Annotated in this window: 26 protein-coding genes; 18 read left to right on the forward strand and 8 right to left on the reverse strand. The window is 64.6% G+C overall.

Annotated elements, in window-relative coordinates; translation table 11 throughout:
- The first annotated feature begins 107 nt into the window (after positions 1-107).
- Both ACMDCR_RS27115 and ACMDCR_RS27120 read left to right on the forward strand, forming a co-directional pair.
- Positions 108-1,562 (forward strand): NAD-dependent succinate-semialdehyde dehydrogenase, encoded by a 1,455-nt coding sequence (locus ACMDCR_RS27115; RefSeq protein ID WP_413989592.1) that lies wholly within the window; start codon positions 108-110, stop codon positions 1,560-1,562.
- Positions 1,562-2,398 (forward strand): IclR family transcriptional regulator C-terminal domain-containing protein, encoded by an 837-nt coding sequence (locus ACMDCR_RS27120; protein WP_413989593.1) that lies wholly within the window; start codon positions 1,562-1,564, stop codon positions 2,396-2,398. Before ACMDCR_RS27115 ends, ACMDCR_RS27120 begins: the two co-directional genes overlap by 1 nt.
- A gap of 12 nt (positions 2,399-2,410) precedes the next feature.
- Here ACMDCR_RS27120 and ACMDCR_RS27125 read toward each other — a convergent pair whose 3' ends face one another.
- The 3 genes from ACMDCR_RS27125 to ACMDCR_RS27135 are packed head-to-tail and all read right to left on the reverse strand — an operon-like array spanning position 2,411 to position 6,230.
- The gene (locus tag ACMDCR_RS27125; RefSeq protein ID WP_413989594.1) at positions 2,411-3,580 is read right to left on the reverse strand and encodes an NAD(P)/FAD-dependent oxidoreductase; all 1,170 of its coding nucleotides are present in this window, start codon (positions 3,578-3,580) and stop codon (positions 2,411-2,413) included.
- Entirely contained in the window at positions 3,577-5,265 is a 1,689-nt protein-coding gene (locus tag ACMDCR_RS27130; RefSeq protein WP_413989595.1) for an FAD-dependent oxidoreductase, read from the reverse strand. Before ACMDCR_RS27130 ends, ACMDCR_RS27125 begins: the two co-directional genes overlap by 4 nt.
- Positions 5,262-6,230, reverse strand: a complete 969-nt coding sequence (locus ACMDCR_RS27135) for a 3-hydroxyacyl-CoA dehydrogenase (RefSeq protein WP_413989596.1) — start codon at positions 6,228-6,230, stop codon at positions 5,262-5,264. Before ACMDCR_RS27135 ends, ACMDCR_RS27130 begins: the two co-directional genes overlap by 4 nt.
- Positions 6,231-6,371: 141 nt before the next feature.
- On the opposite strand from ACMDCR_RS27135, the gene ACMDCR_RS27140 reads away from it, so the two are divergent.
- From ACMDCR_RS27140 to ACMDCR_RS27165, 6 genes are all read left to right on the forward strand, one after another.
- Complete coding sequence (locus tag ACMDCR_RS27140; RefSeq protein ID WP_413989597.1) at positions 6,372-7,130, forward strand: SDR family NAD(P)-dependent oxidoreductase; 759 nt, start codon at positions 6,372-6,374, stop codon at positions 7,128-7,130.
- Positions 7,131-7,148: 18 nt separating this feature from the next.
- A complete protein-coding gene (locus tag ACMDCR_RS27145; protein ID WP_413989598.1) occupies positions 7,149-7,916 on the forward strand; it encodes an SDR family NAD(P)-dependent oxidoreductase in 768 nt (255 codons plus the stop codon).
- 307 nt (positions 7,917-8,223) lie between these two features.
- Positions 8,224-9,033, forward strand: coding sequence for a transporter substrate-binding domain-containing protein (locus ACMDCR_RS27150; protein WP_413989599.1), 810 nt, complete (start codon positions 8,224-8,226; stop codon positions 9,031-9,033).
- A gap of 124 nt (positions 9,034-9,157) precedes the next feature.
- Complete coding sequence (locus tag ACMDCR_RS27155) at positions 9,158-9,832, forward strand: amino acid ABC transporter permease (RefSeq protein ID WP_413989600.1); 675 nt, start codon at positions 9,158-9,160, stop codon at positions 9,830-9,832.
- The gene (locus ACMDCR_RS27160) at positions 9,832-10,590 is read left to right on the forward strand and encodes an amino acid ABC transporter permease (RefSeq protein ID WP_413989601.1); all 759 of its coding nucleotides are present in this window, start codon (positions 9,832-9,834) and stop codon (positions 10,588-10,590) included. The genes ACMDCR_RS27155 and ACMDCR_RS27160 overlap by 1 nt, the downstream gene beginning before the upstream one ends.
- Entirely contained in the window at positions 10,577-11,239 is a 663-nt protein-coding gene (locus ACMDCR_RS27165) for an amino acid ABC transporter ATP-binding protein (protein ID WP_413989602.1), read from the forward strand. Before ACMDCR_RS27160 ends, ACMDCR_RS27165 begins: the two co-directional genes overlap by 14 nt.
- Positions 11,240-11,264: 25 nt before the next feature.
- Here the strand turns inward: ACMDCR_RS27165 and ACMDCR_RS27170 are convergent, their stop codons facing one another.
- The gene (locus ACMDCR_RS27170) at positions 11,265-12,401 is read right to left on the reverse strand and encodes an NAD(P)/FAD-dependent oxidoreductase (protein WP_413989603.1); all 1,137 of its coding nucleotides are present in this window, start codon (positions 12,399-12,401) and stop codon (positions 11,265-11,267) included.
- A gap of 209 nt (positions 12,402-12,610) precedes the next feature.
- Here ACMDCR_RS27170 and ACMDCR_RS27175 point away from each other — a divergent pair, with 209 nt between their 5' ends.
- The gene (locus ACMDCR_RS27175; protein WP_413989604.1) at positions 12,611-13,552 is read left to right on the forward strand and encodes a dihydrodipicolinate synthase family protein; all 942 of its coding nucleotides are present in this window, start codon (positions 12,611-12,613) and stop codon (positions 13,550-13,552) included.
- A 73-nt stretch (positions 13,553-13,625) separates the two neighbouring features.
- Here ACMDCR_RS27175 and pcaF read toward each other — a convergent pair whose 3' ends face one another.
- From pcaF to ACMDCR_RS27190, 3 genes are read right to left on the reverse strand one after another with little or no spacing between them, the layout of a single operon-like run.
- Complete coding sequence (gene pcaF, locus ACMDCR_RS27180) at positions 13,626-14,831, reverse strand: 3-oxoadipyl-CoA thiolase (RefSeq protein ID WP_413989605.1); 1,206 nt, start codon at positions 14,829-14,831, stop codon at positions 13,626-13,628.
- A gap of 17 nt (positions 14,832-14,848) precedes the next feature.
- Complete coding sequence (locus tag ACMDCR_RS27185) at positions 14,849-15,619, reverse strand: CoA-transferase subunit beta (RefSeq protein WP_413989606.1); 771 nt, start codon at positions 15,617-15,619, stop codon at positions 14,849-14,851.
- A gap of 10 nt (positions 15,620-15,629) precedes the next feature.
- Positions 15,630-16,475 carry a CoA transferase subunit A gene (locus ACMDCR_RS27190; RefSeq protein ID WP_413989607.1) on the reverse strand — a complete coding sequence of 282 codons (846 nt, stop codon included), beginning with the start codon at positions 16,473-16,475 and terminating at the stop codon, positions 15,630-15,632.
- A 162-nt stretch (positions 16,476-16,637) separates the two neighbouring features.
- On the opposite strand from ACMDCR_RS27190, the gene ACMDCR_RS27195 reads away from it, so the two are divergent.
- Together ACMDCR_RS27195 and ACMDCR_RS27200 are read left to right on the forward strand one after the other, a co-directional pair.
- Positions 16,638-17,393 carry an IclR family transcriptional regulator gene (locus tag ACMDCR_RS27195; protein ID WP_413993745.1) on the forward strand — a complete coding sequence of 252 codons (756 nt, stop codon included), beginning with the start codon at positions 16,638-16,640 and terminating at the stop codon, positions 17,391-17,393.
- A gap of 9 nt (positions 17,394-17,402) precedes the next feature.
- Complete coding sequence (locus ACMDCR_RS27200) at positions 17,403-18,881, forward strand: aldo/keto reductase (protein ID WP_413989608.1); 1,479 nt, start codon at positions 17,403-17,405, stop codon at positions 18,879-18,881.
- 22 nt (positions 18,882-18,903) lie between these two features.
- Here the strand turns inward: ACMDCR_RS27200 and ACMDCR_RS27205 are convergent, their stop codons facing one another.
- Positions 18,904-19,698, reverse strand: a complete 795-nt coding sequence (locus ACMDCR_RS27205; protein WP_413989609.1) for an IclR family transcriptional regulator — start codon at positions 19,696-19,698, stop codon at positions 18,904-18,906.
- A gap of 192 nt (positions 19,699-19,890) precedes the next feature.
- Here ACMDCR_RS27205 and ACMDCR_RS27210 point away from each other — a divergent pair, with 192 nt between their 5' ends.
- Genes ACMDCR_RS27210 through ACMDCR_RS27240 form a run of 7 tightly spaced genes read left to right on the forward strand, consistent with a single transcriptional unit; the run spans position 19,891 to position 26,775 of the window.
- Positions 19,891-20,958, forward strand: coding sequence for an ABC transporter substrate-binding protein (locus tag ACMDCR_RS27210; RefSeq protein WP_413989610.1), 1,068 nt, complete (start codon positions 19,891-19,893; stop codon positions 20,956-20,958).
- A gap of 30 nt (positions 20,959-20,988) precedes the next feature.
- Positions 20,989-22,497, forward strand: coding sequence for a sugar ABC transporter ATP-binding protein (locus ACMDCR_RS27215; protein ID WP_413989611.1), 1,509 nt, complete (start codon positions 20,989-20,991; stop codon positions 22,495-22,497).
- Entirely contained in the window at positions 22,494-23,456 is a 963-nt protein-coding gene (locus ACMDCR_RS27220) for an ABC transporter permease (RefSeq protein WP_413989612.1), read from the forward strand. The genes ACMDCR_RS27215 and ACMDCR_RS27220 overlap by 4 nt, the downstream gene beginning before the upstream one ends.
- Positions 23,453-24,406: an ABC transporter permease gene (locus ACMDCR_RS27225; RefSeq protein ID WP_413989613.1), complete on the forward strand. Its 954-nt coding sequence runs from the start codon at positions 23,453-23,455 to the stop codon at positions 24,404-24,406. The genes ACMDCR_RS27220 and ACMDCR_RS27225 overlap by 4 nt, the downstream gene beginning before the upstream one ends.
- Positions 24,403-25,347, forward strand: a complete 945-nt coding sequence (locus tag ACMDCR_RS27230) for an amidohydrolase family protein (RefSeq protein WP_413989614.1) — start codon at positions 24,403-24,405, stop codon at positions 25,345-25,347. Before ACMDCR_RS27225 ends, ACMDCR_RS27230 begins: the two co-directional genes overlap by 4 nt.
- A gap of 58 nt (positions 25,348-25,405) precedes the next feature.
- Entirely contained in the window at positions 25,406-25,750 is a 345-nt protein-coding gene (locus tag ACMDCR_RS27235; RefSeq protein ID WP_413993746.1) for a RidA family protein, read from the forward strand.
- A 14-nt stretch (positions 25,751-25,764) separates the two neighbouring features.
- Positions 25,765-26,775 (forward strand): succinylglutamate desuccinylase/aspartoacylase family protein, encoded by a 1,011-nt coding sequence (locus ACMDCR_RS27240; protein ID WP_413989615.1) that lies wholly within the window; start codon positions 25,765-25,767, stop codon positions 26,773-26,775.
- Positions 26,776-26,824 lie beyond the last annotated feature (49 nt).

The raw sequence follows: 26,824 nt of genomic DNA on the forward strand, positions 1-26,824 counted from the left end.
ACCCCTCGAAATGAATTGTCACGCTATGCGCACACTTGTTCGCATAGCGTGACAATTCTGGAATCACCGTCTACCGTTCATTCATTTCGTTCTTCAGGAAGAGCACCATGCATACGCTTCAGGACCCATCCCTCCTCCGGCAGGCCTATTTCATAAATGGAAGGTGGGAGAGCGAGGGCGAGGGCTCGATAGTGGTGAAGAATCCCTCCACCGGTGCGGTGGTGGGCAGCGTCCCGAAGGCAAGCCGCGCCACGACCAGGGCGGCGATCGAGGCGGCCCGTGCAGCCCTGCCAGCCTGGTCCGCGCGGCCCGCCAAGGAGCGCGCCGCGATCATGCGCCGCTGGTTCGACCTCATCGTCGCCAACGCCGATGATCTCGCCTTCATCCTCACAGCTGAAATGGGCAAGCCCTTCCCTGAAGCGCGCGGCGAGATCCTCTATGGCGCGGCCTTCTTCGAATGGTTTGCCGAGGAGGCCAAGCGCATTGCGGGCGAGACCTTCCCCGCGCCCACCAGCGACAAGCGCATGATGGCGATCCGCCAGCCGATCGGAGTGTGCGCCGCGATCACGCCCTGGAATTTCCCGATGGCGATGATCCCCCGCAAGGCCGGGCCGGCCATCGCCGCAGGCTGCACCATGGTACTGAAGCCGGCCAGCGCCACGCCGTTCTCGGCCCTCGCTCTGGCCGTGCTGGCGGAGCGCGCGGGCCTGCCGGCAGGCGTGTTCAGCGTGCTCACCGGCGCCGCCTCGGTGGTGGGCGATGAGCTCGTCACGAGCCCGATCGTGCGCAAGGTAACCTTCACCGGCTCCACCGAGGTGGGGCGAGAGCTGATGGCGAAGGCTGCAGGCACCATCAAGAAGGTCTCGCTGGAACTGGGCGGCAATGCGCCGCTGATCGTGTTCGACGACGCTAACCTGGAGACCGCGGTGCAGGGCGCCGTCGCCTCCAAGTTCCGCAATGCCGGCCAGACCTGCGTATGCGCCAACCGCATCTATGTGCAGGACGGTATCTACGACGCCTTCGTCAAGCGCTTCTCGGAGGTGGTCGGCGCCCTCAAGGTCGGCGACGGCATGGCCGAGGGCGTGGTTCAGGGGCCACTGATCGACGAGGCGGCCGTGGCCAAGGTCGAGGACCATGTGTCCGACGCGCTGGCCAAGGGCGCGAGGGTGATCACCGGCGGCAAGCGGCATCCGCTTGGAGGCACCTTCTACGAGCCCACTGTTCTTGCCGACGCCAACCCCCAGATGCGTATCTCGCAGGAAGAAACCTTCGGCCCGGTGGCCCCGATCTTCCACTTTGCTGAGGAAAAGGAAGTTATCGCACTGGCCAACGACACTGAATTCGGGCTTGCTGCTTACTTCTTCACGCGAGACCTCGCGCGCATGTGGCGCGTGGGCGAGGCCCTGGAATTCGGTATTGTTGGCGTTAATGCCGGAATTACGGCATATGAGGGCGCTCCATTCGGAGGCGTGAAGGCGTCGGGCATCGGCCGCGAGGGATCCCGACATGGCATTGAAGAGTTCCTCGAGCTGAAATATCTGTGTTTGGGTGATATCAATTGATGAGCGCCGCCGACGTGAATGAAGATCTGCTGGTGAGGGATGAAGCCCCCGGTTTCGCCGACACTCCGGCCAATGACTCCAATGACCGCGACTATGTGAATTCGCTGGCGCGCGGCCTGGAGGTGATCAAGGTCTTCACACGCCGCACCCCCAAGATGACCCTCAGCGAAGTGGCGCAGGCAACCGGCATGACCCGCGCCACGGTCCGTCGGTTCCTGCTCACCCTGGTGCGGGAGGGTTATGTCGAGACCAACGGCAAGTATTTCAACCTGCGCCCGAAGATCCTGGAGCTTGGCTTCTCCGCTTTGTCGTCCATGGATATCTGGGATGTCGCCCAGCCGATCATGAACGACCTGTCGGAGAAGCTTCAGGAATCGTGCTTTGCGGCCGTGCTCGACCATGGCCACGTCATCTATGTCGCCCGCGCCACCTCGAACCAGCGTATCAATGTGGGCATCACCATCGGGAGCCGCGTGCCTGCGCACTGCGTTTCTACCGGCCGTGTGCTGCTCTCGGCGCTGCCGCCCGATGAGTTGTACCGGCAGCTGGACGAGATCACCATGACCAAGTTCACCCCCAACACGGTGACCTCGAGGGTGCAGCTGCGCAGCATCATCGAGGAGGTCCGGCTGCAGAGCTGGTCGATCGTCGACCAGGAACTCGAAATCGGCCTGCGCTCGCTTTCCGTTCCCATCCGCGACGGGCAGGGCAAGATCGTCGCCGCGCTGAACGTCTGCTGCCCGAGCATGCGCATCACGCCCGAGGACATGCGGACCCGCGTGCTCGCCGAGGCGCTGGAAGCTTCCAACAACATCACCCGCGCCCTGCAGATCTGACGCCACGGGCCTTCAGGCGCCCGAGGCAAACCGTCCAGGCGAGAAAGGCGAGACATCCTCGCCTGGATCACGGCCCAGCATCAGCTGGGCGACGATGTGGGCCGAGAGCGGCCCGAGCGTGTAGCCGGCATCGCCGGGAATGGCCGCGAACAGGCCCGGCACATGCTCGATTTCACCCAGCACGCCGCGCCCGTCCACGGATGTATTGACGCCCGCCCAGGTGCGGATAACGCGCAGGGGCGCGATCCGCGGAACCATGTGCTGCGCCAGCGTGACATTGGCGATGAGACTGGCCAGTTCCACGGTTGGATAGCCTCGCCCGCCGGTCAGGTGGGCCGGCCAGCCGCCGCCGATGACGATCTGTCCGGTGCCGAGCTGCTTGAGGGTGATCATGCGATCGGCATGCTGGATCAGATGTCCGATCAGCGGGGTGGTGGCCTCGGTGATGTTCATGTGGAGCGGCTCGGGCCGGGCCGGAATGACAACGCCGATGTCCCTGCCAAGATCGGCGCTGCCGGAGCCGGCCGCCAGCACGACACGGCCCGCCTTGATCAGCCCTCGCCCGGTCTGCACCGTGAAGCCCGCGCCCTCGCGCCGGATCTGGCCTGCACGCTCGCCCTCGAGCAGCACGACGCCCAGATCCTTGATCCAGCGGCGGATGGCTGCATTGCACAGCAGCGGGTTGAGCTTGCCCTCATTGGCGCAAAGTTCGGCCCCCACCACGGCGGGCCCGAAATAGGGCGCGATGCGATCGAGGGCGGCACGATCGAGAATCTCGACATCGAGGCCGAGTTCGCGCTCCTTTTGCGCCTTCACCTTCAGGAAATCGAGCTGGTCCTGGCTCTCCGCCACCATAAAGCCGCCGGTCATCTTCAGGTCGAAGTCGCTGCCGAGCTTGGCCTGCAACGCCTGCCAGAAGCGCACGCCCTTGGGATAGAGCGGCAATTGCTGCTCCATGCCCGCTACGTTCTCAGGGTAAAGACGCATGAAGCGGCTCTGCATCTGCGCATGCAGGCTGCCGGCATTGGCATTGGAGCCGCCGATGCGGCCATCATCGATCACACCGACGCCGCGCCCCTCCCCGGCCAGGAAACCGGCAAGGCAGGAGCCGACCACGCCGCCCCCGATGACGAGGACATCGATCTCCCGGAGGAGAGGATGGGCCGTCTGCAGGGCGCTCATCCCAGACGCGCGAGGTCTTCGATCGCCACAGGCTTCACCGGCACGCGCGGGGCGAAGCCGGTGAACTCGTCGCGCGGCCGGCCATAGCGTTCGGCCAGCAGGGCATCGAGCACCGGCGCGCAATAGCGGCCCTGGCAGCGGCCCATGCCGACTCGGGTGCGCCGCTTGATCGCGCCCATCATCCGCATTTCCTCGGAAAGTGCCTCCTCGATCTGCCCGAAGGTGACTTCCTCGCAGCGGCAGAGCAGTGTCTCCGGCGTCGCCAGCTTCACCGAATAAGCGGGGGCGGCGTAGAGCGACCACAGGGCCCGCTGGAAGCGCCGATGCCGGGCAAGATCGGTGCCGGCGCGCGCCAGCCTGCCTGCTAGGCCGACATCGGGCCGGTGCCCGAGCGCCCTGGCGGCGGCCACCCCGACGATGATGCCCTCGGCCAGCGCCGCCCGGGCGCCGCCGAGCCCGGTGCAATCGCCAAGCGCATAGATGCCGGCGATATCTGTGAGCCCGTCTCCGTTGCGGCGCGTGACCAGTTGCCGGCGCACCGGATCGTAGTCGTGGCCGCAGCCAAGCGCACGCAGGAGCTCGTTCGAAGGCTCGAAGCCATAGCCAAGGCAGAGCGCGTCGACCTCGCGGCGTTGCTCCGCCGCGCCATCCTGGCTCCGCAGGCACACCGAAAGGCCCGCAGCCGTCTTCTCGATCCCGGCCACCACCATGCCATGAATCATCGCCGCGCGTCCGGACCGCCGGGCCGCATGGTAGCGCAGTCCATCCCGGATGAGTTGCGGCGCCGCGAGCGCCATGCGGGCGATCAGGCCGGCATGGGCCGCACCGGGCTTCGGCGCGGATTCCACCACGGCGACGACCTCGGCGCCGCCGGCGATGAGTTCGGCGGCAAGCTGGAGATTGAGCGGGCCATTGCCGGCGATCAGCACGCGCTTGCCCGGCAGGCGGCGTGCGGTGCGCCAGAGCGTCTGCGCCGCGCCGGTGGTCATCACGCCGGGCAGCGTCCAGCCCGGCACCGGCCAGCCGCGTTCATAGGCGCCGGTCGCGATGATCGCGGCCTTCGGCAGCAGGCGCAGCGTGCGCCCTTCGGCGGTCGCGGCGAACTCGTTGGGCTCGAAGGCGCCCCAGACGGTGACGCCGGACCGGATCACGACGCCGAGCTGCCTGGCTTCCTCGATCAGCGCCGCTCCCTCGCGATGCTGGGCATCGGGCGGGGCATCCGCGGGCGCTTCCACGCTCAATTGCTTGAAATACTGGCCGCCCGGCTGGCCGCGCTCGTCCACCACCAGCACTTCGGCCCCCGCCCTGCGGGCGGCGATAGCGGCCGAAAGCCCGCCCGGCCCAGCCCCGATCACCAGCACTTCCGGCTCCATCACCTCGACTTCGCCGATCGTGATGGGCGGCTGGCCCGCATCCACCGGAGCCAATGGCCGGGCGTGTGCTTCGCGGCGCACGACGAGTGGTCCGTCCACCTTGGTCATGCAGGCTCGCTGATTTGGCTTGCCGTCAACCTCCACGAGGCAGTCCTGGCACACGCCCATGCCGCAGAACAGGCCGCGCTCAGCCTCGCAGCGGGTGGTGCGGAAGGCCTGGATACCATGGGCGGCGAGTGAGGCGGCAAGGCTCTCGCCCTTGCGCGCCGGAACGGTTTCGCCCTCGAAGGTGATCTGGATCTCGGAGCTCATGCAGCAGGCTCGGCTTTGCGATGGCGAATCAAGGCCATCAGGCGGCGATCACGCCAGGCCACGCGCTCCGCCCAGCCCTCAAGCGGTAGCAGAGCGCGGCGCTCTCCGGTGACTTTTTCGACGAGATCCGGCGTCCATGGGTCGTCCTGCCCGCGCTCGGCTCCCATGCGTGCATAGGCCGGCCCCATTTTCTCGGCATGGGAGGCGATGCCGCCCTGCGTATTCAGGTCGACTGTCTCGAACGGTCCGATCACCGACCAGCGCGGGCCGAGGCCATCGCGCACGATGCGATCGACGTCATCGACGCTGGCCACGCCATCACGTACCAGGCAATAGGCCTCCCGGAGCAGAGCGCCCTGCAGGCGGTTGAATACGAAACCTTCGATTTCCTTGTTGACCAAGACAGGCGCCATGCCGGCGCCGGCAAGCAGGTCCTGCGCGAGGGCCACGGCTTCCCCGCTGGTGAACGGCGCCGGCACGATCTCGGCGACCGGAATCAGGAAGGGCGGGTTGCCTGGATGGACGACGAGAATGCGATCACGCCCGGGCAGGTCCGCGGCAAAGGCCGAAGCGGTGATGGCCGAGGAGGCGCTTGCCAGAACGACTGCCGGCGGTGCGAGGCGATCCAGCTCGGCGAAGATCGCCTGCTTCAGCGCCAGCCTTTCCGGTACGCATTCCTGCACATAGACCGCCCCGGCAACTGCCTCCGCCATATCGGCCACGACTTCGACCCGCCCCGCGATCGTCCCTGCCGGTTCGTCGATGAGATCGAAGGCCGCGAGGTCCTCGAGCTTGCGGGCGAGGATCACGGGCACCTCACCGCGCCGGGTCTCGTCCGGCTCGCTCAGCCTGACGCGATGGCCAGCACGCGCGAATACCACGGCGAAAGCGATGCCGATGCTGCCGCCGCCGACGATCCCGATCGTCTTGCCGGGGTGATCGGATTCGGGCTGCACTGGAGACATGATCGGAACCGTTACGGGACAGGGGGCGGTGGCAGACCGCCTCATTGCGTTCGCATTGCGAACTTCTGTACACAGATTTACATTGCCACCGGTAATTCGCAAGCCTGTTCGGCTTGCCGCCAGAAAGAGCGAGATCCATACATGTATTCCCTTCTGGAGGGCCGCGTCGCCCTGATCACCGGCGGATCTCGGGGCCTCGGCCTTGCCATTGCTTCCTGCTTCTCAGCCGCCGGCGCCAAAGGCAGTACCATCGACCTGCCAGAGCTTGGCCGAGACGCGAAGCTGCCCGCGGGTTTCGACTTCATCGCCGGCGATGTCGGTGACGAGGCCTCGCTCGAAAAGGCCGTAACCGCCGTCCAGGAGCGCCATGGCCGTCTCGATGTCGTCGTGGCCAATGCCGGCCTGGTGCCACCCTGGCGCGAGACAGAGACCCTCGATCTTGTCGAGTGGGACAGGGTGATGGCCGTGAACGTGCGCGGTGTCGCCGCCACGCTCAAGCACGCCACGCCTGCCTTGAAGGCTAGCGGCGGCTCGGCAATCCTGATGGCTTCGATCAACGCGTTCGTCGCCCACCCCCGACAGATGCTCTACACCGCTTCCAAACACGCCGTGCTCGGCATTCTGCGCGCCGCAGCCCAGGATCTCGGCCGCTACAATGTTCGCGTCAACGCCATCGCACCCGGGCCGATCGCCACCGATGCCTTGCTGGAGCGCATCCGCACTCGCGCCCGCAATGGCGGCCCTTCGGAGGAGCAAGCCCTGGCCGGCCTGGCGGCCGGGAACGCGCTGCAAAGGCTGGCGACGGCCGAGGAGGTCGCCAAGGCCGCTCTTTTCCTTGCCAGCGACCTGTCGAGCGGCATCAGCGGCGAATTGCTGCCTGTCGATGCAGGCTTTGCCTGATAACTCCCGGAGCCCACCATGCTGGACCTCAACGGCAAGACCATCCTGATCACCGGCTCCTCCAAGGGCATCGGCGCCGCCATTGCCCGCATCGTCGGCGAAGCGGGTGCCCAAGTCGTTGCCCATTATGGCTCTGACCGCGCAGGCGCCGAGGCCGCGCTTGCCGGCGTGCCGGCGGATCGCAAGCTCTTCCTGCAGGCAGACCTGCATGATCTTGCGGCCGCCGAACGCCTGTGGGACGAGGCGCAGCAATGGCGCGGCCGGATCGACGTCTTCGTCAACAACGCCGCCATCATGCGCTGGAACGGCGGCATCGAGGAAGATGACGAGACCTGGGATGCGGTGTGGGCAGAGACGCTGCAGGTCAATGTGCTCGCGCCCGCCCGTCTCGTGCGCCGCGCAATCAAGCACTATCTCGCCGTCGGCGGCGGCATGCTGATCACCATTTCGAGCTGGGGCGCCCAGCGCGGCGTCACCAATCCTGCCACCATGGCCTATGCCGCCTCCAAGGCGGCGGTGAAGGCGATGGCCCAGACGGTGGCGCGCGCCCACGCTCGCGACAACATCCTCACCTATATCATCGCGCCCGGCGTCGTCGCCACGCAGATGTCGGAGGCCTTCGCGGCGACCCAGGGCGGCACCGACAAGATCTTCGCGGGCCTCGCCATGGGCGAATGGGTGCCGCCCGACGATATCGGCCACCTCGTCGCCTTCCTCGCCACCGGCAAATCGCGCCATCTTTCCGGCGCCACGCTGGACGTGAACGGCGCGACCTATATCCGCTGAGGCGAGCGGGCCGGCGGGCCTGTATCTTGCATGCGATCACTGCCGGAGAGCGACTGGCAGGCCTCCAAAAGGTCCGCGCCCGTCTGTCGTTCGGCACCTGCGGACGGCGTCCTCGCCGCCAATGTGGCAAAGGCGCACTGTGCTTATTTCGCACAAACGTTCGTATAACGTACATTTTTGTTGACCGGCGGGCATATGTTTTGCCAGCATGCGCTTGCGGATCGGAGGCTGAAGCCCGGGAGGGGCCGCTGCGGTCTGGCAGAGGGGTATCACGTGCCGGCTTCCGCCGGCGGAGGAGGACGACTACATGCTGCGGAAACTTCTCTCTTTCGCATCGGCGGCGCTGCTCGGCACCGTCATGCTCGCCCATGCCGTCGAGGCGCGTTCGCTCGACCAGATCATCCAGGCGGGCACCATCAAAATCGGGGTCAATCCGAACTTCCCGCCCATGAGCTCCTATGGCAAGACCAACGAGTTCGAGGGCTTCGACATCGATGTCGGCAACAAGATTGCCGCGGCGATCGGCGTGAAGGCGGAATTCGTGCCTACCGAAACCGCCCAGCGCGTGCCCTATCTGGTGGCGGACCAGATCGATATCTCGCTCGGCGCCCTCACCCGGTCGGCAGAGCGCGCCAAGCTGATCGACTTCACCGTGCCGCTGCACACGGAATCGATGGCGGTGCTCACCACCGACAAGAACGGCACCCAGAAGTGGACGGACTTCAACTCCGACAAATACACCCTGGTGAATATGCGCGGTAACTGGTCGGTGGACTTCCTGAAGGACAAGCTGCCCAATGCCAAGGTTCTGCTGGTCGAGAACAATGCCGACACGGTACGCGCGGTCGCTCAGGGCCGTGGCGATGCCATCATCGAGAACATCGATTTCTTCCTCGCCTTCACCAAGAACTATCCCGACGTGAAATGGCGGACCCTCAACGACACGATCTTCACCAATTACGATTCGATCGGCGTGCAGAAGGGCAATGACAGCCTGCGCAACTTCCTCAACATACTGCTCTACGACCTGCATTCGAGCAACTACGTCAACGATACCTGGCAGAAGTGGTACGGCCAGCCAATGCTGAAGCCTGTCGTTCCCAGTCCCTATTTCTGATTTGAGAAACCGGCTCCTCCGCCCTGATCCGTCGGGCCGGAGGGGCCCGGCGGAACCATGCTGTATTGACCGAGGAATGGAGTAATCTGTTCCGCTGCCAGCCTGGAGGTGGAGGCCGCTACCGTTGCACTACACGTTCCAATTCAGTGTCGTCCTGGCGCAGCTGCCTTATCTGCTCGGCGGCGCCCTGCTGACACTCGAAGTTGCCTTCCTGTCCTTCTGGCTCGGCGCCCTGATCGGCCTGTTCGGGGCCCTCGGCAAAGTCTATGGCGGCAAGCCGATCCGCCGCCTGATCAACGCCTATGTGATCTTCTTCACCAACACGCCCGCCCTGGTACAGATCTATTTCCTGTTCTACGCCCTGCCCGACGCCGGCATCGTCCTCACGCCGATGACCGCCGTGGTGATCGGCATGACAGTGAACTCCGGCGCCTATCTCACCGACATCCTGCGCGGCGGCATCCTTTCCGTGCGGCGCGAGGAGATTGAGACGGCGCAGGTCCTGGGCATGTCGGGCTGGCAGATGGTGCGCTTCGTCATCCTGCCGCACATCGCCAAGACGATCTATGCGCCGCTGAGCAATTTCTTCATCTGGCTGGTGCTGGGCAGCTCGATCGCCGCCGTGTTCGGGGTGGAGGAGCTGACGGGACGGGCCATCAACATTTCCACCCAGAACCTGCGCACCATCGAAACCTTTTCGGTGATCGCCGTCATCTATATCGTGCTCACCTTCGTCGCCTCCCTGGCGCTGGCGCTGGTCGGGCGCTGGGCCTTCCGTGTCAAGGCGAGGATCTTCTGATGTGGTGGGACCGGATCCTCGCGGACGCCCCGCAGTTCTTCACCTATTACAACGCCATCTTCGTGTTGCAGGCGATGGGCACCACCCTCGCCCTCACCGTCACCGGCTGCAGTATCGGCTTCATCTTCGGCTTCCTGATCGCGGGCATCCGCTCGACACATGGCAGGCTGCTGCTGCCGCTGCGCCTGCTGGTGACGACCTATGTCGAGATCTTCCGGCGCATTCCCTTCCTCGTCATCCTGTTCATCGTGATGTTCGGGGTGCAGGCGATCAGCCAGGGCATCTCGCTCTTCGTGATCGCGCTGATCTCGATCTGCCTGGTCTCGACAGCCTTCATGTCGGAGATCATCCGGGCGGGCATGGAGTCGGTGCCCAGGGCCCAGCGCGAGGCGGCCGAGGCGATGAACTTCGGCTTCTGGCGCACGCTGCTGTCGGTGATCCTGCCACAGGCCTGGAAGGTGATCCTGCCCCCCGGCTTTGCCTTCATGGTGATGTTCATCAAGGACACAGCCCTCGCCTCGCAGATGGGCGTGGTCGAACTCACCTTCACTGGAAAGATGTTCGTCGGCCGCGGCTTCTCGCCCTTCCTCGTCTATGCCGTGGTGCTCGCCGGCTATTTCGTGATGTCCTACCCCCTCAGCCGCCTCGGCGCCTATCTGGAGAAACGCCTTGCCACTTCTCGAAGCAGAGAATCTCTCGAGCGCGTATGGACGGGTCCCGGTTCTGTCCAACGTGAACCTGTCGGTGAACAAGGGTGAGGTGATCAGCCTGATCGGGCCCTCGGGCTCGGGCAAGAGCACCTTCCTGCGCGTGCTGATGGGCCTGCTGCCGCCAACGGGCGGCCGGGTGCGCATCGATGGCGGCCAGGTCGACTATGCCTCGCGGGCCCAGTTGCGGGCGATGCGCGATCGCATGGCCATCGTGTTCCAGCAGTATAATCTCTTCCAGAACATGGATGTGATGCGCAACGTCACCATCGCGCCCCTCAAGATCAAGAAGCGCCCCAGGGCCGATGTCGAGAAGGAAGCGACGGCGCTGCTCGCCAAGGTCGGCCTTAGCGAGAAGCATCATTCCTATCCCGACCAGCTTTCCGGCGGCCAGCAGCAGCGCGTCGCCATCGCCCGGGCGCTGGCGCTGAAGCCCGAGATCCTGCTGCTCGACGAGGTCACCGCCGCGCTCGACCCGGAACTCGTCACCGAGGTGCTGGATACCATCCGCTCGCTCGCCAGCGAGGGCATCACCATGCTGATCGTGTCGCACGAAATGGCCTTCGTGCGCGAGGTCTCCACCCGCGTGGTGATGATGGACAAGGGCCAGATCGTCGAGACCGGCGCGCCGCGGGAGATCTTCGAAAATCCGAAGGAAACCCGCACGAAGGAGTTCGTGAGCAAGATTCTAAGGCATTGAGGCCGGCGCCAGCCCACGCAAAGCCTCAGGCCTTGGGCAGGAACGGCCCGAGGTCTATATCGATAGGCGGCTCCCTGCCCTGCACCATGCTGGCGACGATGCGCGCCGCGATCGGGCCGGCCGTAAAGCCCATCCAGGGAAAGAAATTCACAAAGAAGCCGGGCATGCGCGGAATCTCGCCGAGGATCGGCTTCCAGTCATCCGTGCCGTTGACGATGGCCGCCCAGGTACGCACGATCTGAATCTTGGCCAGGGCAGGCACGACGGAGACCGCGATGGCGAGATTGCGGGCGAGCGAGTCGGGATCGGCGACGGGATTGCCGTCGCGCCCGAGACGCGCCGGCCAGCCGCCACCGATCAGCAGCGTGCCGACATTGTTCTGCTTCAGCGTCAATTTCTCGCCGGTGAAATAGACGAGGTGCGGCACCAGCGGCGCCACCTGTTCCGTGGCGCTCGCCTGGATCGGAAATCCCTGCACATCGGCGAGCTCGATGCCGAGCATCGCCGCGACGCGTCCTGCCTCGGCACCGGCGGCATCGACGAGCCGCGGCGCCCTGAGGACGCCGGCGCTGGTGGCGAGCGCAAAGCCGTCCATCTCGCGCGTGATGCCCTGGACCTCGGTGTGCCGGAGGATCCTGACACCAAGGCGCTCGGCCGCCGCCGCATAGGCCGGAGCGACCCGGAAGGGGTTGGCCTTGCCCTCGTCGGGACAGAAGGCACCGCCGACCATATGATCGGCCAGATAGGGCGCCCGCTCGCGCAACGCGGCGCGATCCAGCAGTTCCACCACCAGCCCCTGCTCCCGCTCGTACGCTACCTTGCGTTCGATATCGCGCAGTTGGGTCTCTGTGGGCGCGACGAGAAGACCACCTTTCAGCGAGACCTCGAGATCCATGCCGAGCAGTGCCGGCAACTCGCGCCACATCGCGATGGAACGCGAGAGCAGGCCGATGGTTGGAGAGAAGACACGGGCCCAACCCTCGCCCTTGGTGATGAAGGGGTCATGCGGGATCTGCGCGTGGAGACTGCCGGCATTGGAACCCGAAGCCAGGGTATTGAGATCGGAGCGCTCGACCAGCGTTACGGAAACACCGTCCATGGCCAGGTAGTAGGCCGTGGCACACCCCGCGAGACCGCCGCCGATCACAATCACATCCGACATCAACGCCTCACGGAACCATCAACGGCCTTGCCTGCACCAACTCGTTCGCTATAGTAACAAATGTTCGCTGTGTGAACGCGTTTCTTCGTGATGACGATGTCCCCAACACCGGCACATTGTCCCAGCGCAGGCAAGCACGGTCCCGGCACATCCGTTCACCGCCCACAATTTTCGCGCTCCCGATAAACCTTCCAGACCGGACAATTTCCATGGCCAAGCAGTTTCGCGGCAGTCACAGCGTCACCGTCACCCCCTTCACGCCGGACGGTGGCGCCATCGACGTGCCTGCCCTCAAGCGCTTCCTCGATTGGCAGTTGGCCTGCGGCGTGCCGGGCGTGATCATCCTCGGCACCACCGGCGAATTCCTCACCGTTACCGACGAGGAACGCCGGCACTATGTCGAGGAGTCGGTGAAGCATGTCGCGGGTCGCATGCAGGTGATGGTCGGGACCATGAACGCGCATACGCCCAACGCCGTTCGCTACAGCAAGGAAGCGCAGGAACTGGGCGCCGACGGGCTGATGATCGCCCCGCCCTACTACTACACCCCTACCGAGGACGAGATCTTCAACTACTACAAGGCGATCTCGGAGGCGGTGACCCTTCCGATCATGCTCTACAACAACCCCGTCACCACCAATGTCGACATGAAGCCGGCGCTTATCGCCAGGTTGACCAAGGCCTTCGAGAATGTGCGCTACATCAAGGAAGCGAGCATGAATGTCGGCCGCGTATACGACATCGTCGAACTCACGGACGGCGTGATGAACGTCTTCGCCGGTGAACGCATCGTCGAAAGCTACCGCCTCGGAGCCGTCGGCTATGTCAATCCCTATGGCAATTATATCCCGCGCGCCTCTTCGCGGATCTGGGATTTCCTGGTCGCCGGCCGCCTCGAGGATGCCGGCGCCATCCAGGCGCTGATCAACGAGATGGATCACATCATCGCGGCCGGCCATCCGACCTATGGCCACCAGTGCTATTCCAAGGCGCTGGCCGCGGCGGCGGGCTATCCCGTCGGCGACGTTCGCGCTCCGCTCACGACATTCGCGGAACTGGGCGAAGAAGGCCTCGCCCGCCGCGAGAAACTGCTGGCGATCATGGGCAAGCTCGACGTGCTGATGGACCGCCTCGAAGCCAAGGCGGCGTAAGGCACGTTCAGCCGATCAATAAACAAGGGCCTCCCTCGATCCCCGGGGAGGCCTTTCGGGCGACGCCCCAGGATCACACGGCCTCGAGAGCCAATGCAATGCCCTGGCCGACGCCGATGCACATGGTGACCAGCGCTCTTGTCGCCTTGCGGTCCTTAAGTTCCAGCGCCGCCGAGCCGGCAATGCGTGCACCACTGGCGCCGAGGGGATGGCCGAGGGCGATGGCGCCCCCATTGGCGTTCACGAACGGCGCATCATCGGCCACGCCCAGTTCACGCAGCACTGCAAGCGACTGGCTTGCAAAGGCCTCGTTGAGCTCGATCACACCGAAGTCCCCGATCGTCAGGCCGAGGCGCTGCATCAGCTTGCGCGAAGCCGGCACCGGGCCGATGCCCATGATGCGGGGCGGCACCCCGGCCGTAGCGCCCCCGAGGATGCGCGCGATCGGCTGCAGACCATGGCGTCGGCACGCCTGTTCCGAGGCCACCAGCAGCGCCGCCGCCCCATCATTCACACCCGAGGCGTTGCCGGCGGTGACGGTGCCGCCCTGCCGAAACGGCGTCGGCAGCTTGGACAGGCCCTCGAGGCTGGTGTCGGCGCGCGGATGCTCGTCGGCTTCCACTACGGTGCCGGCGCCCTTGCGGCCCTTGATCGTCACCGGCACGATCTCCCGCGCGAGGCGGCCGCTTTTCTGGGCAGCGACGGCGCGCTGCTGGCTGCGCAGCGCAAAGGCGTCCTGGTCAGTGCGCGACACCTTGAACTCGGCGGCAACGTTCTCGCCGGTCTCGGGCATGGAATCGACGCCATGCAGGCTCTTCATCAGCGGATTGACGAAGCGCCAGCCAATGGTGGTGTCGAAGATCTCCGCGGCGCGGGAGAAGGCGCTCTCGGCCTTCGGCATCACGAAGGGAGCCCGCGACATGGATTCGGCGCCGCCCGCCACGATGAGGTCGGCTTCGCCCGCCCGGATCTGGCGGGCGGCGATGGCGATGGCGTCCAGCCCGGACCCACAAAGGCGATTGATGGTCGAACCCGGCACCGCGACGGGATAGCCCGCCAGCAGGCTCGCCATGCGGGCAATGTTGCGATTGTCCTCACCGGCCTGGTTCGCACAGCCAAGAATCACCTCGTCGATCGCTTCCAGGTCGAGCGAGGCATGCCGCTCGGCCAGAGTGCGGAGGGTGATGGCTGCCAGGTCATCCGGTCGCACTGACGAGAGGGCGCCGCCAAAACGGCCGATAGGCGTGCGGACATAGCCGGCTATGAAGGCTTCCATCATCTCAATCCGCTGTCACGTCAATCCGCCGCATGGGCGCTCTTGGTCCGGGCATGGAGATCGCGCAGGACCGTCAACTCTTCTGCAGTCGGTGCCGGCGTTTCGACAAGATCCCCGGCGAAACGCAGCGGCCAGCCGCAGGCCGCCTGCACCTGTTCGCGACTGACGCCGGGATGCAGCGAGACCACCGTCAATTCCTTGCTGTCGGGATCGGGCTCCATCACGCACAGATCCGTCATGACCTTGGTGGGCCCCTTGGTGGTGACGCCCAGGCGCCGGCGATGGTCGCCGCCCTCGCCATGACCCATCGAGGTGACGAAGGGCAGCCTGTCGACGAAGGCCCGCAGCCCCATGGCCATGGTGATGAAGACCTCGCCGCTGCTGGTGGCGATTTCGGGCGCACCGCCCCCGCCCGGCAGGCGCACCTTGGGACTGTCATAGGGGCCGACCACGGTGGTGTTGAGGTTGGCGAAACGATCGATCTGCGCGCCGCCGAGGAAGCCCACGGTGATGCGTCCGCCCTGCAGCCAGTAGCGGAACATCTCCGGCACGGAGACGGTGGTGAGGGCGGTATCGCACAGCTCTCCATCCCCGATCGAGAGCGGCAGCACGTCAGGCTTGGTGGCGATGGTGCCGGATTCATAGATCAGCGTGATGCCCGGCGCATGGGTGAGCCGGGCGAGATTGCATGCCGCGGACGGCGCACCGATGCCCACGAAGCAGACATCCTCGTTGCTGAGCGCCCGGGCGGCGGCGATCGTCATCATTTCGGTGGGCGTGAACGCGCTCATCTCCATCCCCTCAGGCGGCCCTTGCATAGCGCGCGAACGTGCCTGCATCCTTTGCGAGGATGTTTTCCTTGACCCAGGCGGCGAAGCTGTCGCGGTCTCGCGAGATCGCGTCCCAGTCTCGATAGAAGGCGTTCGAGCGCTTGTAGTAGCCATGGGCATAGGAGGGAAAGGCGCCGCCGGGCACCACCGCGATGGCCCCAACCGTCCAGGCCGGCAGGATCACGCTGTTCGCCGAGCGCGGGCCGAACTCCTCGACCACCTCCTCGACCGTGACGATCGAGCGCCGGGCGGCGAGCACTGCCTCCTTCTGCACCCCGACGATACCCTCGATCAGCACATTGCCCGCCCGATCGGCGCGCAGGGCGTGGATGATGGCGACATCCGGGCGTATGGCAGGCACCGCCGCCAGCACCTCGCCGGTAAACGGACAGGTCACGGAGCGGATCCGAGGGTTCACCTTGGGCAGGTCCGCGCCGATGTAGCCACGGAACATGGCGAAGGGCAGGTTTGCCGCCCCGGCCTCATAGGCATTGGCCATGGCGGCATGCGAATGCTCCTCGACCTCGATGCGATTGGGAAAGCCGTTCTCCACGGCGTCGCGCATGCGATGCAGGGATCCGACCCCCGGATTGCCACCCCAGGAGAATTTGAGCTTTCGTGCGGCGCCCACGCCGATCAATTGGTCGTAGAGAAGATCCGGCGTCATGCGGATCAGTTCGAGATCCTTGCGACCCTGCCGGATCACTTCATGCCCCGCCGCATAGGGGACGAGATGGGTGAAGCCTTCCATGGCGACGCTGTCCCCATCGCGAAGGTTGGCCTCGACGGCCGCGGCTAGATCAAGGAACTCAGCCATTCCAGGCTTTCCTCACCACTCAAGATTTTGTCCGTATAGCGCACAAGTGTTCTCAAAACGCCCAATTTATGCACTAGCAAGCTTGCACTGGTCAAGTGCGCTGCGCACATGTACGTTCGGATATCGCACGTTGCGGAGGGGCTCATGGATTCGGGATTGCGCATTCGCGACGGGGATCTGATCGCCGGTTTCGTGAAGGGCCTCTCGGTAATCGAAACCTTCGACCAGGAGCGAAACAAGCTGAGCATTGCCGATGTCGCGCGTCTGACCGGCCTGGAGCGCGCCTCGGCGCGTCGTTGCCTGCTCACGCTCGTCCATGGCGGCTATGCCGAGTTCGACGGCAAGTTCTTTCGCCTCACCCCCCGCGTCCTCAAGCTTGGCTATGCCTATCTGTCCTCGACGCCGCTGCCACGTATCATCCAGCCCTTCCTCGAACAATTGTCCGAATCGATCCACGAATCCTCATCCGCTTCGATTCTGGATCGTGGGGAGATCGTCTACATCGCCCGCTCCGCCCAGCGCCGTGTCATGCTGATCGGGTTGAATGTCGGCAGCCGCCTGCCGGCCTATTGCGCCTCCATGGGCCGTGTGCTGCTGGCTGCACTGCCGGACGAGGAGGCCCGCCGGCGGCTTGAGGCGACCAAGCGCGAGAAGCATACGCCCAAGACCCTCACCGGGCTGTCGGAGCTGATGAAGGAACTCGCCAAGGTGCGCCAGCAGGGCTACGCGCTGATCGACGAGGAATTGGAGATCGGCCTGCGCTCGATCGCCGTGCCGATCCTCGACGGCCGCGGCAATGTGATGGCGGCCGCCAATGTCGGCGTGCAGGCCCAGCGCGTCTCCTCCCAGACCCTGATCGAGGAAGTGCTGCCGCGCCTCTTCGCGATGCAGAGCGAACTGCGCAAGCTGCTTGGCTGAGACATCCGCATGACGACGACCACCCTTCCGCCCGAACGCTCCGAACTCGCGCCCGGTTTTTCGATCAGCCGTATCGTCACAGGTCTGTGGCAGGTCGCCGACATGGAGCGCGGCGGCACCTTGCTCGATCCCGTTGCATCGGCGCAGGTGATGGCAGGCTATGCCGATGCCGGCTTCGACACCTTCGACATGGCCGACCATTACGGCAGCGCCGAAGTGATCACCGGCGAGTTCCTGGCGCAGGAACGCCTGGCTGGCCGGCGCCACGCCACCGCCTTCACCAAATGGTGCCCCTCGCCCGGACCGATGACGGCCGAGGTCGTGCGGGCCGGCGTCGAGCGCAGCCTGGAGCGCATGCGCCTCGACAGCATCGATCTCCTCCAGTTCCACTGGTGGACCTTCGAGCATCCCGGCTATCTCGATGCCATGCGTGAACTCGCGAAGCTGCGGGAGGAGGGCCTGATCCGCCACCTCGGCGTCACCAATTTCGATACCGATCACCTGCGTGTGCTGAAAGGCGAGGGCATTCCCGTCATCTCCAACCAAGTCTCCTTCTCGGTGCTCGACCGGCGTGCCAGCGAGGAGATGAGCGCCTTCTGCCTGGCCAACGGCATCCGGCTGCTCGCCTATGGCACGCTTGCCGGCGGGTTGCTGAGCGAGCGCTGGCTTGGACAGCCGGAGCCCGACGAGATCGCCGACTGGAGCAAGATGAAGTATCGGCGCTTCGTCGAGGCGATCGGCGGCTGGGGCGCCTATCAGCGCATTCTCGCCACCCTGCGCCAGGTTGCCGACAAGCACAGGGCGTCGATCGCCAACGTCGCCACACGCTGGGTACTCGATCAGCCCGCGGTAGCGGCAGTCATCGTGGGCGCGCGTCTGGGCGAACGCGAGCATCGTGGCGACAACGCCCAGGTCTTCGACCTCAGTCTGGACGAAGACGATCATGGCCTGCTCGGCGCGGCCTTCGCAGCCTCACGCCGCATCCATGGCGATTGCGGCGACGAATACCGCAAGCCTCCCTTCCTTACGGCCTCCGGCGATCTCAGCCATCATCTGGCTTCGCTGCCGAAGGTCTATCAGGCAACGCCTGTAGAGGGCCGACCTGGCCGTCTCGTCGTCGACACCGGCAGCGTGTGGGAGGGCATCTGCGGCTACAGCCGGGCGGTCAAGGTTGGCAGCCGCCTCCTCGTCAGCGGCACCACGGCGACGCACGGCACGGGCGAACCCGTCTGCCCTGATGATCCCGCCGGGCAGGCCGTCTACATCCTCGACAAGATTGCCGCGAGCCTGGCCGCCCTCGGCGGCGGGCTTGCCGATGTGATACGCACCCGTGTCTACCTGCAGCATGTCGACGACTGGGAGGCCGTCTCGCGCGTGCATGGCCGTTACTTTGCCGGCATCAGGCCAGCGAACACGCTGCTGGCTGTCGCCCGGTTGGTGGGGCCCTATCGCGTGGAGATCGAAGCGGAGGCCGTGGTCGACGCTTGAGTTTCGCGGTCTTGGGCGAATGTCAGTATGGCATCGCCTGATGTATTCCAACCGCCTTTCCATGGAGCGACTGGGCCGCGGTCTTGAGGCATTCGAGATAATGCTCCCGGTTCCTGATCCCGTCCTCGCGCGGCGACACCAGACAGAGCGTCGCGGCGCAGCGCCCATCCTCCCCCCTGACAGGCACGGCGAAGCAATGCGTGAAACTGTCCACGATGCTGTTGAACGTGAACTCGCCAGCCCTACCCGCCTGATGCACTTCCGCAATGAAGCGCTGCGGATCGAGCATTTCACCATTGGGCAGGCGGAAATCCTCGGGGGGAATAAAGTCCAGGATTTCCTCTTCGCTCATGTCCGACAGGAGCAGTCGTCCCGATGCCGTCCAGGGAATCGGCACGGCGCGGCCAACATCCGACGAGATCCGAAAAGGCCGGACGCCCTCCTTCATGCGCACGACGGTGTATTTGTTGCCGTCGAGCATACATAGCTGCGCCGTCTCGCGCGTTTCCTCGGCGATGCGTGCAAGCACCTTGTCGCACTCGCGCATGAAGTCGAAATGATCCTCATAGGCTGCGCCGAGGAAATAGAGCTTGCGGCCGAGATAGACCCGCCCTTCGCCATCCGCATATTCGAGGATGCCGTTGCGCAGCAAAAGGTTCACCAATTCATAAACCGACGATCGTGGCGCACCGATGCGTGCGGCGATCTCGTTGGGCTTGGTCGGCTCGCGCTTCATGCGCAGGAAATCGAGGATCTCGAAGGCACGGTCGAGGCCCCTGGTTCGTCTGGCAATGCCCTCGTCGCTGATTGCGTCCATTCCCTGTCCTACCACATTGCCGCACCGGCATGTTGTGCTGCTTTCGAAAATCTTGACCGAGACTTGTCAACCCCAAAAATCTGCATATAGTTCGCCTTGTCCAGTATTACGACCATATGTCCAATATACCGTACATACATCAACGGCCAGAAAAATGACAAGGCTGTGGTCTCAAAAAAGGGGAACGACACTATGAAAATCCCGTTTCTGCGTGGTTTGACGAACCGCCGCGCCCTGATCGCCGGCTTGGGTGTAGCCACGATCGCCTTGACGGTTGCGGGGGGGCCGGCGTTCGCCGCGTCCAACTGCGTCAAGGGCGATCGCAAGGCGCCCTACCGGATCGGCTGGGCCAATATCTATTCTGTACCGACCTGGATGAAGCAGACCGAAGGCACGATCACCGATGAGGTCGCGGCGCTGAAGAAGGAAGGCCTGGTCAAGGACCTGATGATCACCGACGCGCAGGGGAACGCCCAGACGCAGATCCAGCAGATCCAGTCGATGATCGATGCCAATCTCGACGCCATCATCGTCGAAGCCGGATCCTCCACCGCTCTTGATCGCGTTGTCTCGGATGCCTGCGCCAAGGGTATCGCGGTCGTCAATTTCGACAGCCTCGTCGACACCAACAACCTGACTGCCAAGATCAACACCGACTCCCTCGAGTGGGGCAAGCGGGCCGCCGAGTGGATGGTCGCCCAGTTGAAGGGCAAGGGCAAGATCATCATCATGAACGGGCCTGCCGGCGTTTCCGTCAGCGATGACCGCCGCAAGGGCGCCCAGCCGGTGCTCGACGCCAACAAGGGTCTCGAAGTCATCACAGAGACCAACACCGAATACAATGTGGCGCCCGCCCAGGAAGCCATGACGAGCCTGCTCTTCGCGAATCCGCAGATCGACGGCGTCCTATCGCTGGGCGGCGCCCTGTCGGCCGGTTCCATCCTCGCCTTCGATCGCCAGGGCCGCGATCAGGTGCCGACCAGCGGCGAGAATGCGCGCCAGTTCCTCGAGCTGTGGAAGCAGAAGGGGCTGAAGGGCTGGGCCACCATGCAGCCCAATTGGCTCGGCGCGCTCTCCGTCTATGCTGCCGTACAGGCCCTGCAGGGCAAGTCCATCCCCGCCGTCGTCAAGGTGCCCTTGCCTGTCATCGATGACAGCACCATCGATACCTATCTGGCGCGAGCCGACAAGTTTCCGGCGGATGGCTACATCTATTCCGACTACGACAGAGCTCTCTTCGACAAGCTGCTGGCGCAGTGATCCCGCCGGCAAGCCGGAGAGAAACTGCCCATGACCGACCGTCCGCCTTTGTTGGAGGCCCGACAGGTATCGAAGGGCTTCTATGGCAATCCCGTGCTGAAAGGTGTGAGCATCGCCCTTCAGCCGGGCCGGATCCATGCCCTTCTGGGCGAAAACGGGGCGGGCAAGTCAACCCTGATCAATCTGCTGTCCGGTGCCTTGGCGCCGGATGGCGGCGAGATCGTGCTCGACGGCAAGCCGGTACACCGCTTCAGCCCTACCCTGGCGCGGGCAGCCGGCATCGCCGTCGTTCAGCAGGAACTGAGCCTGACCCCCGAACTCTCGATCGCCGAGAACATCGGGCTGGGCGCCTATCCGCGCCGCTTCGGCCTCATCGACTACAAGGCCCTTGAACGGCGCGTCCGGGATGTCTGCGCCCTTGTCGGATTGACCGAGCCACTCGACGCGCCGGTAGGAGACCTGACCCTTGGCCGGCGCCAGATGGTGGAAATCGCCAAGGCGCTCTTCCGCAGGCCGCGCGTGCTCATCCTCGACGAGCCGACCTCATCCCTTTCCGGCCATGAGGCTGGAATCTTGTCCGACCTTATCGTGAAGCTGCGCGACGAGGGCATCGCGCTCCTCTACATTTCTCACCGCCTCAACGAAGTCCGCGCGCTCTGCTCATATGTCACCGTGCTGAAGGACGGCGTGGTTACGGCGGACCAGCCCCTCGCCGGCGTCGATGCCAAGGGGCTGGTGCGCCTGATGGTCGGACGCGATGCAGGCGATCTGTTCCCTGCCTGGACCGTGCCGACACCGGGCGACGTCCGTATCGACGTCAAGGGCCTTGCCGCCGGCATGGTGCACGATGTCGATTTCGTCGCCCGTTCCGGGGAGATTGTCGGCATTGGTGGCCTCGTGGGCCAAGGCCAGGAGGATTTCCTGCTCGGCCTCTATGGGGCCATTCCAGCCTCGGCGGCGAGTGCGACCCTTTGTGGAAAACCGGGCCTGTTCGCCCATGTCGGTGCCGCCAATGCGGCGGGCCTGGCCTATGTGCCCGCCGACCGCAAGAAGGAAGGCCTGATCCTCCCCCACACCATCGCCTCCAATCTCCTGCTGCCGTCCCTGGATCGGCAGACGCGGCGCGGATTCAGGGATCGTTTGCGTGAACGCTCGCTCGTCGCCGAGCTTGCCCGGCGGCTGACCATACGCGGCGACACCGGCCGCGCCGTGCGGGCCCTGTCGGGAGGCAACCAGCAGAAGGTCGCACTTGCGAAATGGCTGCCTCTGGAGCCGTCGGTCCTGCTCCTCAACGATCCGACACGCGGCGTCGATATCGAGACCAAGCGTGAGATCTACCTGATGCTGAAGGCCTTCGCCAATGACGGCAAGCTGGTGATCCTGCTCAGCTCCGATACGCCGGAACTCGTGCATCTATGCGACCGGGTGCTCGTATTCAGCGAGGGACGCGCCGTCGCCACGCTGGAGCGCGACGCGATCTCCGAAGAAGCCATTGTCGGCACGGCGATGGGTGTGTCTTCGAAAGGAGTGGCGGCATGACGGACAGCGCGCTTTCCTCGAACCTCTACGCCGCGATCCAGCGCCGCCGCAATCGCGGACTGGGCGGGCTCTACATGGTCGTGGCGGCCTTCCTGCTTCTCTATATCTGGCTGTTTCCCGGCATATTGAGCCTCGGTGGCTTTTCGAAATTCACGCAGAACTGGTTTCCCCTGGCGCTGGTCACCATGGCGCAAGCATTGCTGATGCTGAACGGCGGCATCACGCTGGCGGTGGGCCCCCTGGTCAGCCTGGGCGCCGTGATCGCAGCAACCGTCATGGGCGGCCCGGCGGGAACTGCGGGGGGCATTCTTGCGGTTGCCGCCACGGGCCTTGTCGTCGGCAGCCTGACAGGCGTGATCGTCGCCTATCTGCGCCTGCCGGCCATCATCGTCACGCTCGCCGGCTCCTTCATCATTACCGGCATCGCCCTTTTGATCCTGCCGCGGCCGGGCGGCTTCGTGCCTGCCTGGTTCTCGGATCTTCTCGCCGGCGACCGGCCGGTCGCCTTCTTCCTGCTGATCCTGGTGCTGGTGGCCTGGAAGCTCTTTCTGGCAACTCCGACCGGGCTGGGCATTTACGCAGCCGGCGACAATCCGGTGGGTGCCTATCATTCGGGTGTCCCGGTTGAGAAGGTCAAGGTGGCCGCCTTCGCCATTTCCGGGCTGCTGGCTGTCCTGGCGGGGCTCTTCGTCGCGGCACAGACCGGCTCCGGCGACCCGGTGATCGGCAATCCCTTCACGCTGAACTCGATCGCAGGCGCCGTGCTGGGTGGTGTGGGCTTTCTCGGCGGCAAGGGCACGATGCGCGGCGCCGTCTGCGGCAGCCTTTTGCTCTCGGTGATGATCAACGTGATGTTCTTCCTCGGCTTTCCGCCGGTGGCCCAATATGTCGCGCAGGGCCTGATCATCGTGGGCGCCGTTGCCATTCCCGAACTCACGGCCCGGTGGAGGAAGAAATGAACGCCCTGTCCTCCGCCTTCCGGGATCTGTTCCGGCATCCGGCGCTGCTGACGCTGATCCTTGTCGCGCTTGTCTGGGTTGTGGCCGGCATCACGCTCCGCGGCTTCGGCGCCTATGGCCATCTGCGCTACCTGCTCGAGCTCGCCGCCGTGATCGGCATCGCGGGCGCGGGACAGACGCTGGTCATCATCATGGGCGGTATCGATCTTTCGGTCGGTGCTGTCATCACCGTCACGGCCATCCTGCTGCCGCTGATCTCGCCCGGCTGGGACCCGACAGGTCTTGTCGGCATTTTCCTTGCGCTGGCGATTGCCTCGGGCATCGGCTTGCTGAACGGCGCAGGCTCCGCCTTCCTCGGCGTGCCACCTATCATCATGACCTTGGCGATGGCGACATTCCTGCAAGGCCTGCTCGTGATCATTGCCGGAGGTAGTGCCGTCTCCGTGACGAACGGCGCCGTGATCTGGCTCGGCTCGGCGAGGCCCTTCGGCGTACCGGCCGGGATCATATTGTGGGTCATCGTCTCGATCGTCGTACTTGTCCTGCTGCATCGCATGCCGATGGGCGCCCGCTTCCTTGCCCTTGGCGCCAATCCAATCGCCGCGCGTCTGTCGGGCGTCAGCATCACCCGCAACACACTCCTTCTCTACGCCCTGTCCGGCCTGTTCGCCGGAGTTGCCGGCACGTTGATCCTGGGCATGAACAGGCAAGGTTATGTCGGCATCGGCGATCCCTATCTCCTTACCTCCATCGCGGCGGTCGTCTTGGGTGGAACCTCGATCCTGGGCGGCAAGGGCACCTATGCTGGAACGATACCGGGGGCCATCCTCCTGGTGACGACGACTGCGCTGATCACCGTCGTCAATGCCTCGCCTGGCTGGCGCTCGATCATGTTCGGCTCCCTCATCCTGGCCCTGTTGCTGGTGTCCGGCCGCGAGGCCCGCCGATGAGCGGCCTCTATCGCGGCCCGATCATCGATCCGCATCATCATTTGTGGCATTTGGAGATGGGGCGCCACCCCTGGCTCCAGAAGCATTCGGCACGCCAAGAGGACATGATATTCGGCAGCATCGAGCCGATCCGTCGCAATTATGGCGTAGCGGACTATCTTGCCGATGCGGCCGAGCAGAACATTGTTGCCACAGTCCATGTCGAGGCGGGGTGGTCGGAGGACCATCCTCTCGAGGAAAGCCGCTGGATCGACAGCCTCGACAAGGATGGAGGCGTCGCTCGGCGAAGCGTGGCGCACGTTGCGCTCGATCGGCCGGATGCCCCCTCGCTTCTGGAAGCGGAGGCCGCCAATGAACGCGTCGTCGGCATCCGGGATATCGTCAGCTGGCACCCGGAGCCCGCCAAGAGCTTCGCCCGATCCGCAACTCTCATGAGCGATCCCCAATGGCAAAGCGGGCTCGAGGTCGCGACAAGGCTGGGACTGGTTTTCGACCTCATGCTGTATCCCTGGCAGATGCCGGAGGCCCTGCGTCTCGCCCAAGATTTTCCCAATACCATTTTCGTCCTCAACCACTGCGGCAGCCCCGCCGATCGCAGCCCCGAGGGCATGGCACTCTGGCGCCGCGGGCTGGAAGCCCTCGGACGGGCCGATAATATGCTCATTAAGATTTCCGACCTCGTGGCATACGACAATGACTGGTCTCTCGAGAGCCTGGGGCAGGTCATCGACCATTGCCTTGCATGCTTCGGGCCGAGGCGCGCGATGTTCGCAAGTGATTTCCCGGTCGCGAGCCTGCACGCCAGCTTCAGTGAAATCTATGACGGATTCCGCAGGCTGGCCTCGCCGCTAAGCCCGACCGAGCAGCACGACCTTTTCTTTTCAACGGCCAATCGGACCTACCGGCTCGGCCTGGATGCTCGTGGCGACGGAGAGGATTGATCATGTCAAGCCTCGCTCTTTCTTCGACAGTCTTGTCTTTGATCAAAGGAATCGATGCATGATCATGCGTTACCAGAAGGGCTCTCGGATGAGCCAGGCGGTCAGCCATGGCGGGCTTGTCTATATTGCTGGCCAGGTCGCCGAGAATCGTGATGCCGGCATCGAAGGCCAGACGCAGGATGTGCTGGACAAGATCGGATCCTTGCTGAAGGAAGCGGGCACCGACAAGTCACGATTGCTGGCAGTCAATGTCTTCCTTCCGGCCATCATCGACTTTGACGCAATGAACAGCATCTACGATGCCTGGATAGACCCTGCCAATCCGCCTGCGAGAGCTTGCGTCGAAGCGCGCCTCGCGGATCCGGACCTGCGTGTTGAGATGACCGCGATCGCCGCGATCTGAGTGTGGGGGGAGAGATGCATTCGGGCCTCGTTCATGCCATCGACTTCGCCGCCCACGGCCGGCAGAGCGGACATTTGAGCATTCCCTATTCGATCGACCGCTCGCCCTATTATCAGATCAAAGTGCCGTTTCTGCGGGTCAAGAACGGCTCGGGACCAAGCCTCCTGCTGATGGCAGGAAATCATGGTGACGAATATGAAGGTGAGCTTCAGCTCGGCCGGCTGATGCGCCGCCTCGATCCGGCGGTGATCCAAGGCACCGTCACCGTGCTGCCGGCCGCGAACCTGCCGGCGGTGATGGCAGCCAAACGCTGCTCGCCTTTCGATGGTGGCAATCTCAATCGCGCCTTTCCCGGGGACCCATCGGGAACCCCGACTGCGCGCCTGGCGCATTTCCTCGAACACGAACTCTTTCCCCGCCACGATGTCCTGCTGGATATCCATTCCGGCGGCACCTCGATGGCCCACCTCCTGTGCACCCTGATCGAGCGCCAGGAAGACGAAGCCCGCTTCGCGCGAGCAAACGAGTTGATGCGGGCGATGGCGCCAAGTCACGCCTTCATCGCCGATAACGGACCGGCATCGCCAACCTCGATGGGAGCCGCCACACGCAGTGGCATCATCGGCCTCAGCGGCGAATTCGGCGGCGGCGGCACGGTAACGCCCGCCAGCATGGCCTTCACGGCGCGAGCCATCGACAATCTCATGCTGGCTTTGGGAATTGTCGAGAAGCCGCTGCTCGGCAGTCTCCCGACGGAACAGCCTGCCTTGCAATTGCTTTCGCTTTCGCGCCACAGCCAGGGCATCTACGCCACCCGCCGAGGCTGGTTCGAGCCGGCGGTGCAGCTCGGAGCCCATGTCGATGCAGGAGGCCTCGCTGGCTGGTACCACGATCTCGAACGGCTGGACGCGCCGGAGGAGCCGCTGCACTTTGCGGAAGGCGGCATCGTGATCTCACACAGGCTGCATTGCGACAGCCAAGCTGGCGATTGCCTCATGCAGGTAGCCGAGCGGATCAACCTCTAAGCTTTCCTGAGAACCGGTCATTTTCTGTGAGGCTCGGCAACCGGCGCGA

It is taken from the genome of Labrys okinawensis, from assembly GCF_047345005.1.
Lineage (GTDB): Bacteria > Pseudomonadota > Alphaproteobacteria > Rhizobiales > Labraceae > Labrys > Labrys okinawensis.

What these genes read in the sequence shown, in the direction of transcription:
- ACMDCR_RS27115 (WP_413989592.1), top strand. Translation starts at nt 108, where the DNA reads ATGCATACGCTTCAGGACCCATCCCTCCTCCGGCAGGCCTATTTCATA.
- ACMDCR_RS27120 (WP_413989593.1), top strand. Translation starts at nt 1,562, where the DNA reads ATGAGCGCCGCCGACGTGAATGAAGATCTGCTGGTGAGGGATGAAGCC.
- ACMDCR_RS27125 (WP_413989594.1), bottom strand. Translation starts at nt 3,580, where the DNA reads ATGAGCGCCCTGCAGACGGCCCATCCTCTCCTCCGGGAGATCGATGTC.
- ACMDCR_RS27130 (WP_413989595.1), bottom strand. Translation starts at nt 5,265, where the DNA reads ATGAGCTCCGAGATCCAGATCACCTTCGAGGGCGAAACCGTTCCGGCG.
- ACMDCR_RS27135 (WP_413989596.1), bottom strand. Translation starts at nt 6,230, where the DNA reads ATGTCTCCAGTGCAGCCCGAATCCGATCACCCCGGCAAGACGATCGGG.
- ACMDCR_RS27140 (WP_413989597.1), top strand. Translation starts at nt 6,372, where the DNA reads ATGTATTCCCTTCTGGAGGGCCGCGTCGCCCTGATCACCGGCGGATCT.
- ACMDCR_RS27145 (WP_413989598.1), top strand. Translation starts at nt 7,149, where the DNA reads ATGCTGGACCTCAACGGCAAGACCATCCTGATCACCGGCTCCTCCAAG.
- ACMDCR_RS27150 (WP_413989599.1), top strand. Translation starts at nt 8,224, where the DNA reads ATGCTGCGGAAACTTCTCTCTTTCGCATCGGCGGCGCTGCTCGGCACC.
- ACMDCR_RS27160 (WP_413989601.1), top strand. Translation starts at nt 9,832, where the DNA reads ATGTGGTGGGACCGGATCCTCGCGGACGCCCCGCAGTTCTTCACCTAT.
- ACMDCR_RS27170 (WP_413989603.1), bottom strand. Translation starts at nt 12,401, where the DNA reads ATGTCGGATGTGATTGTGATCGGCGGCGGTCTCGCGGGGTGTGCCACG.
- ACMDCR_RS27175 (WP_413989604.1), top strand. Translation starts at nt 12,611, where the DNA reads ATGGCCAAGCAGTTTCGCGGCAGTCACAGCGTCACCGTCACCCCCTTC.
- pcaF (WP_413989605.1), bottom strand. Translation starts at nt 14,831, where the DNA reads ATGATGGAAGCCTTCATAGCCGGCTATGTCCGCACGCCTATCGGCCGT.
- ACMDCR_RS27185 (WP_413989606.1), bottom strand. Translation starts at nt 15,619, where the DNA reads ATGAGCGCGTTCACGCCCACCGAAATGATGACGATCGCCGCCGCCCGG.
- ACMDCR_RS27190 (WP_413989607.1), bottom strand. Translation starts at nt 16,475, where the DNA reads ATGGCTGAGTTCCTTGATCTAGCCGCGGCCGTCGAGGCCAACCTTCGC.
- ACMDCR_RS27200 (WP_413989608.1), top strand. Translation starts at nt 17,403, where the DNA reads ATGACGACGACCACCCTTCCGCCCGAACGCTCCGAACTCGCGCCCGGT.
- ACMDCR_RS27205 (WP_413989609.1), bottom strand. Translation starts at nt 19,698, where the DNA reads ATGGACGCAATCAGCGACGAGGGCATTGCCAGACGAACCAGGGGCCTC.
- ACMDCR_RS27210 (WP_413989610.1), top strand. Translation starts at nt 19,891, where the DNA reads ATGAAAATCCCGTTTCTGCGTGGTTTGACGAACCGCCGCGCCCTGATC.
- ACMDCR_RS27215 (WP_413989611.1), top strand. Translation starts at nt 20,989, where the DNA reads ATGACCGACCGTCCGCCTTTGTTGGAGGCCCGACAGGTATCGAAGGGC.
- ACMDCR_RS27220 (WP_413989612.1), top strand. Translation starts at nt 22,494, where the DNA reads ATGACGGACAGCGCGCTTTCCTCGAACCTCTACGCCGCGATCCAGCGC.
- ACMDCR_RS27225 (WP_413989613.1), top strand. Translation starts at nt 23,453, where the DNA reads ATGAACGCCCTGTCCTCCGCCTTCCGGGATCTGTTCCGGCATCCGGCG.
- ACMDCR_RS27230 (WP_413989614.1), top strand. Translation starts at nt 24,403, where the DNA reads ATGAGCGGCCTCTATCGCGGCCCGATCATCGATCCGCATCATCATTTG.
- ACMDCR_RS27235 (WP_413993746.1), top strand. Translation starts at nt 25,406, where the DNA reads ATGATCATGCGTTACCAGAAGGGCTCTCGGATGAGCCAGGCGGTCAGC.
- ACMDCR_RS27240 (WP_413989615.1), top strand. Translation starts at nt 25,765, where the DNA reads ATGCATTCGGGCCTCGTTCATGCCATCGACTTCGCCGCCCACGGCCGG.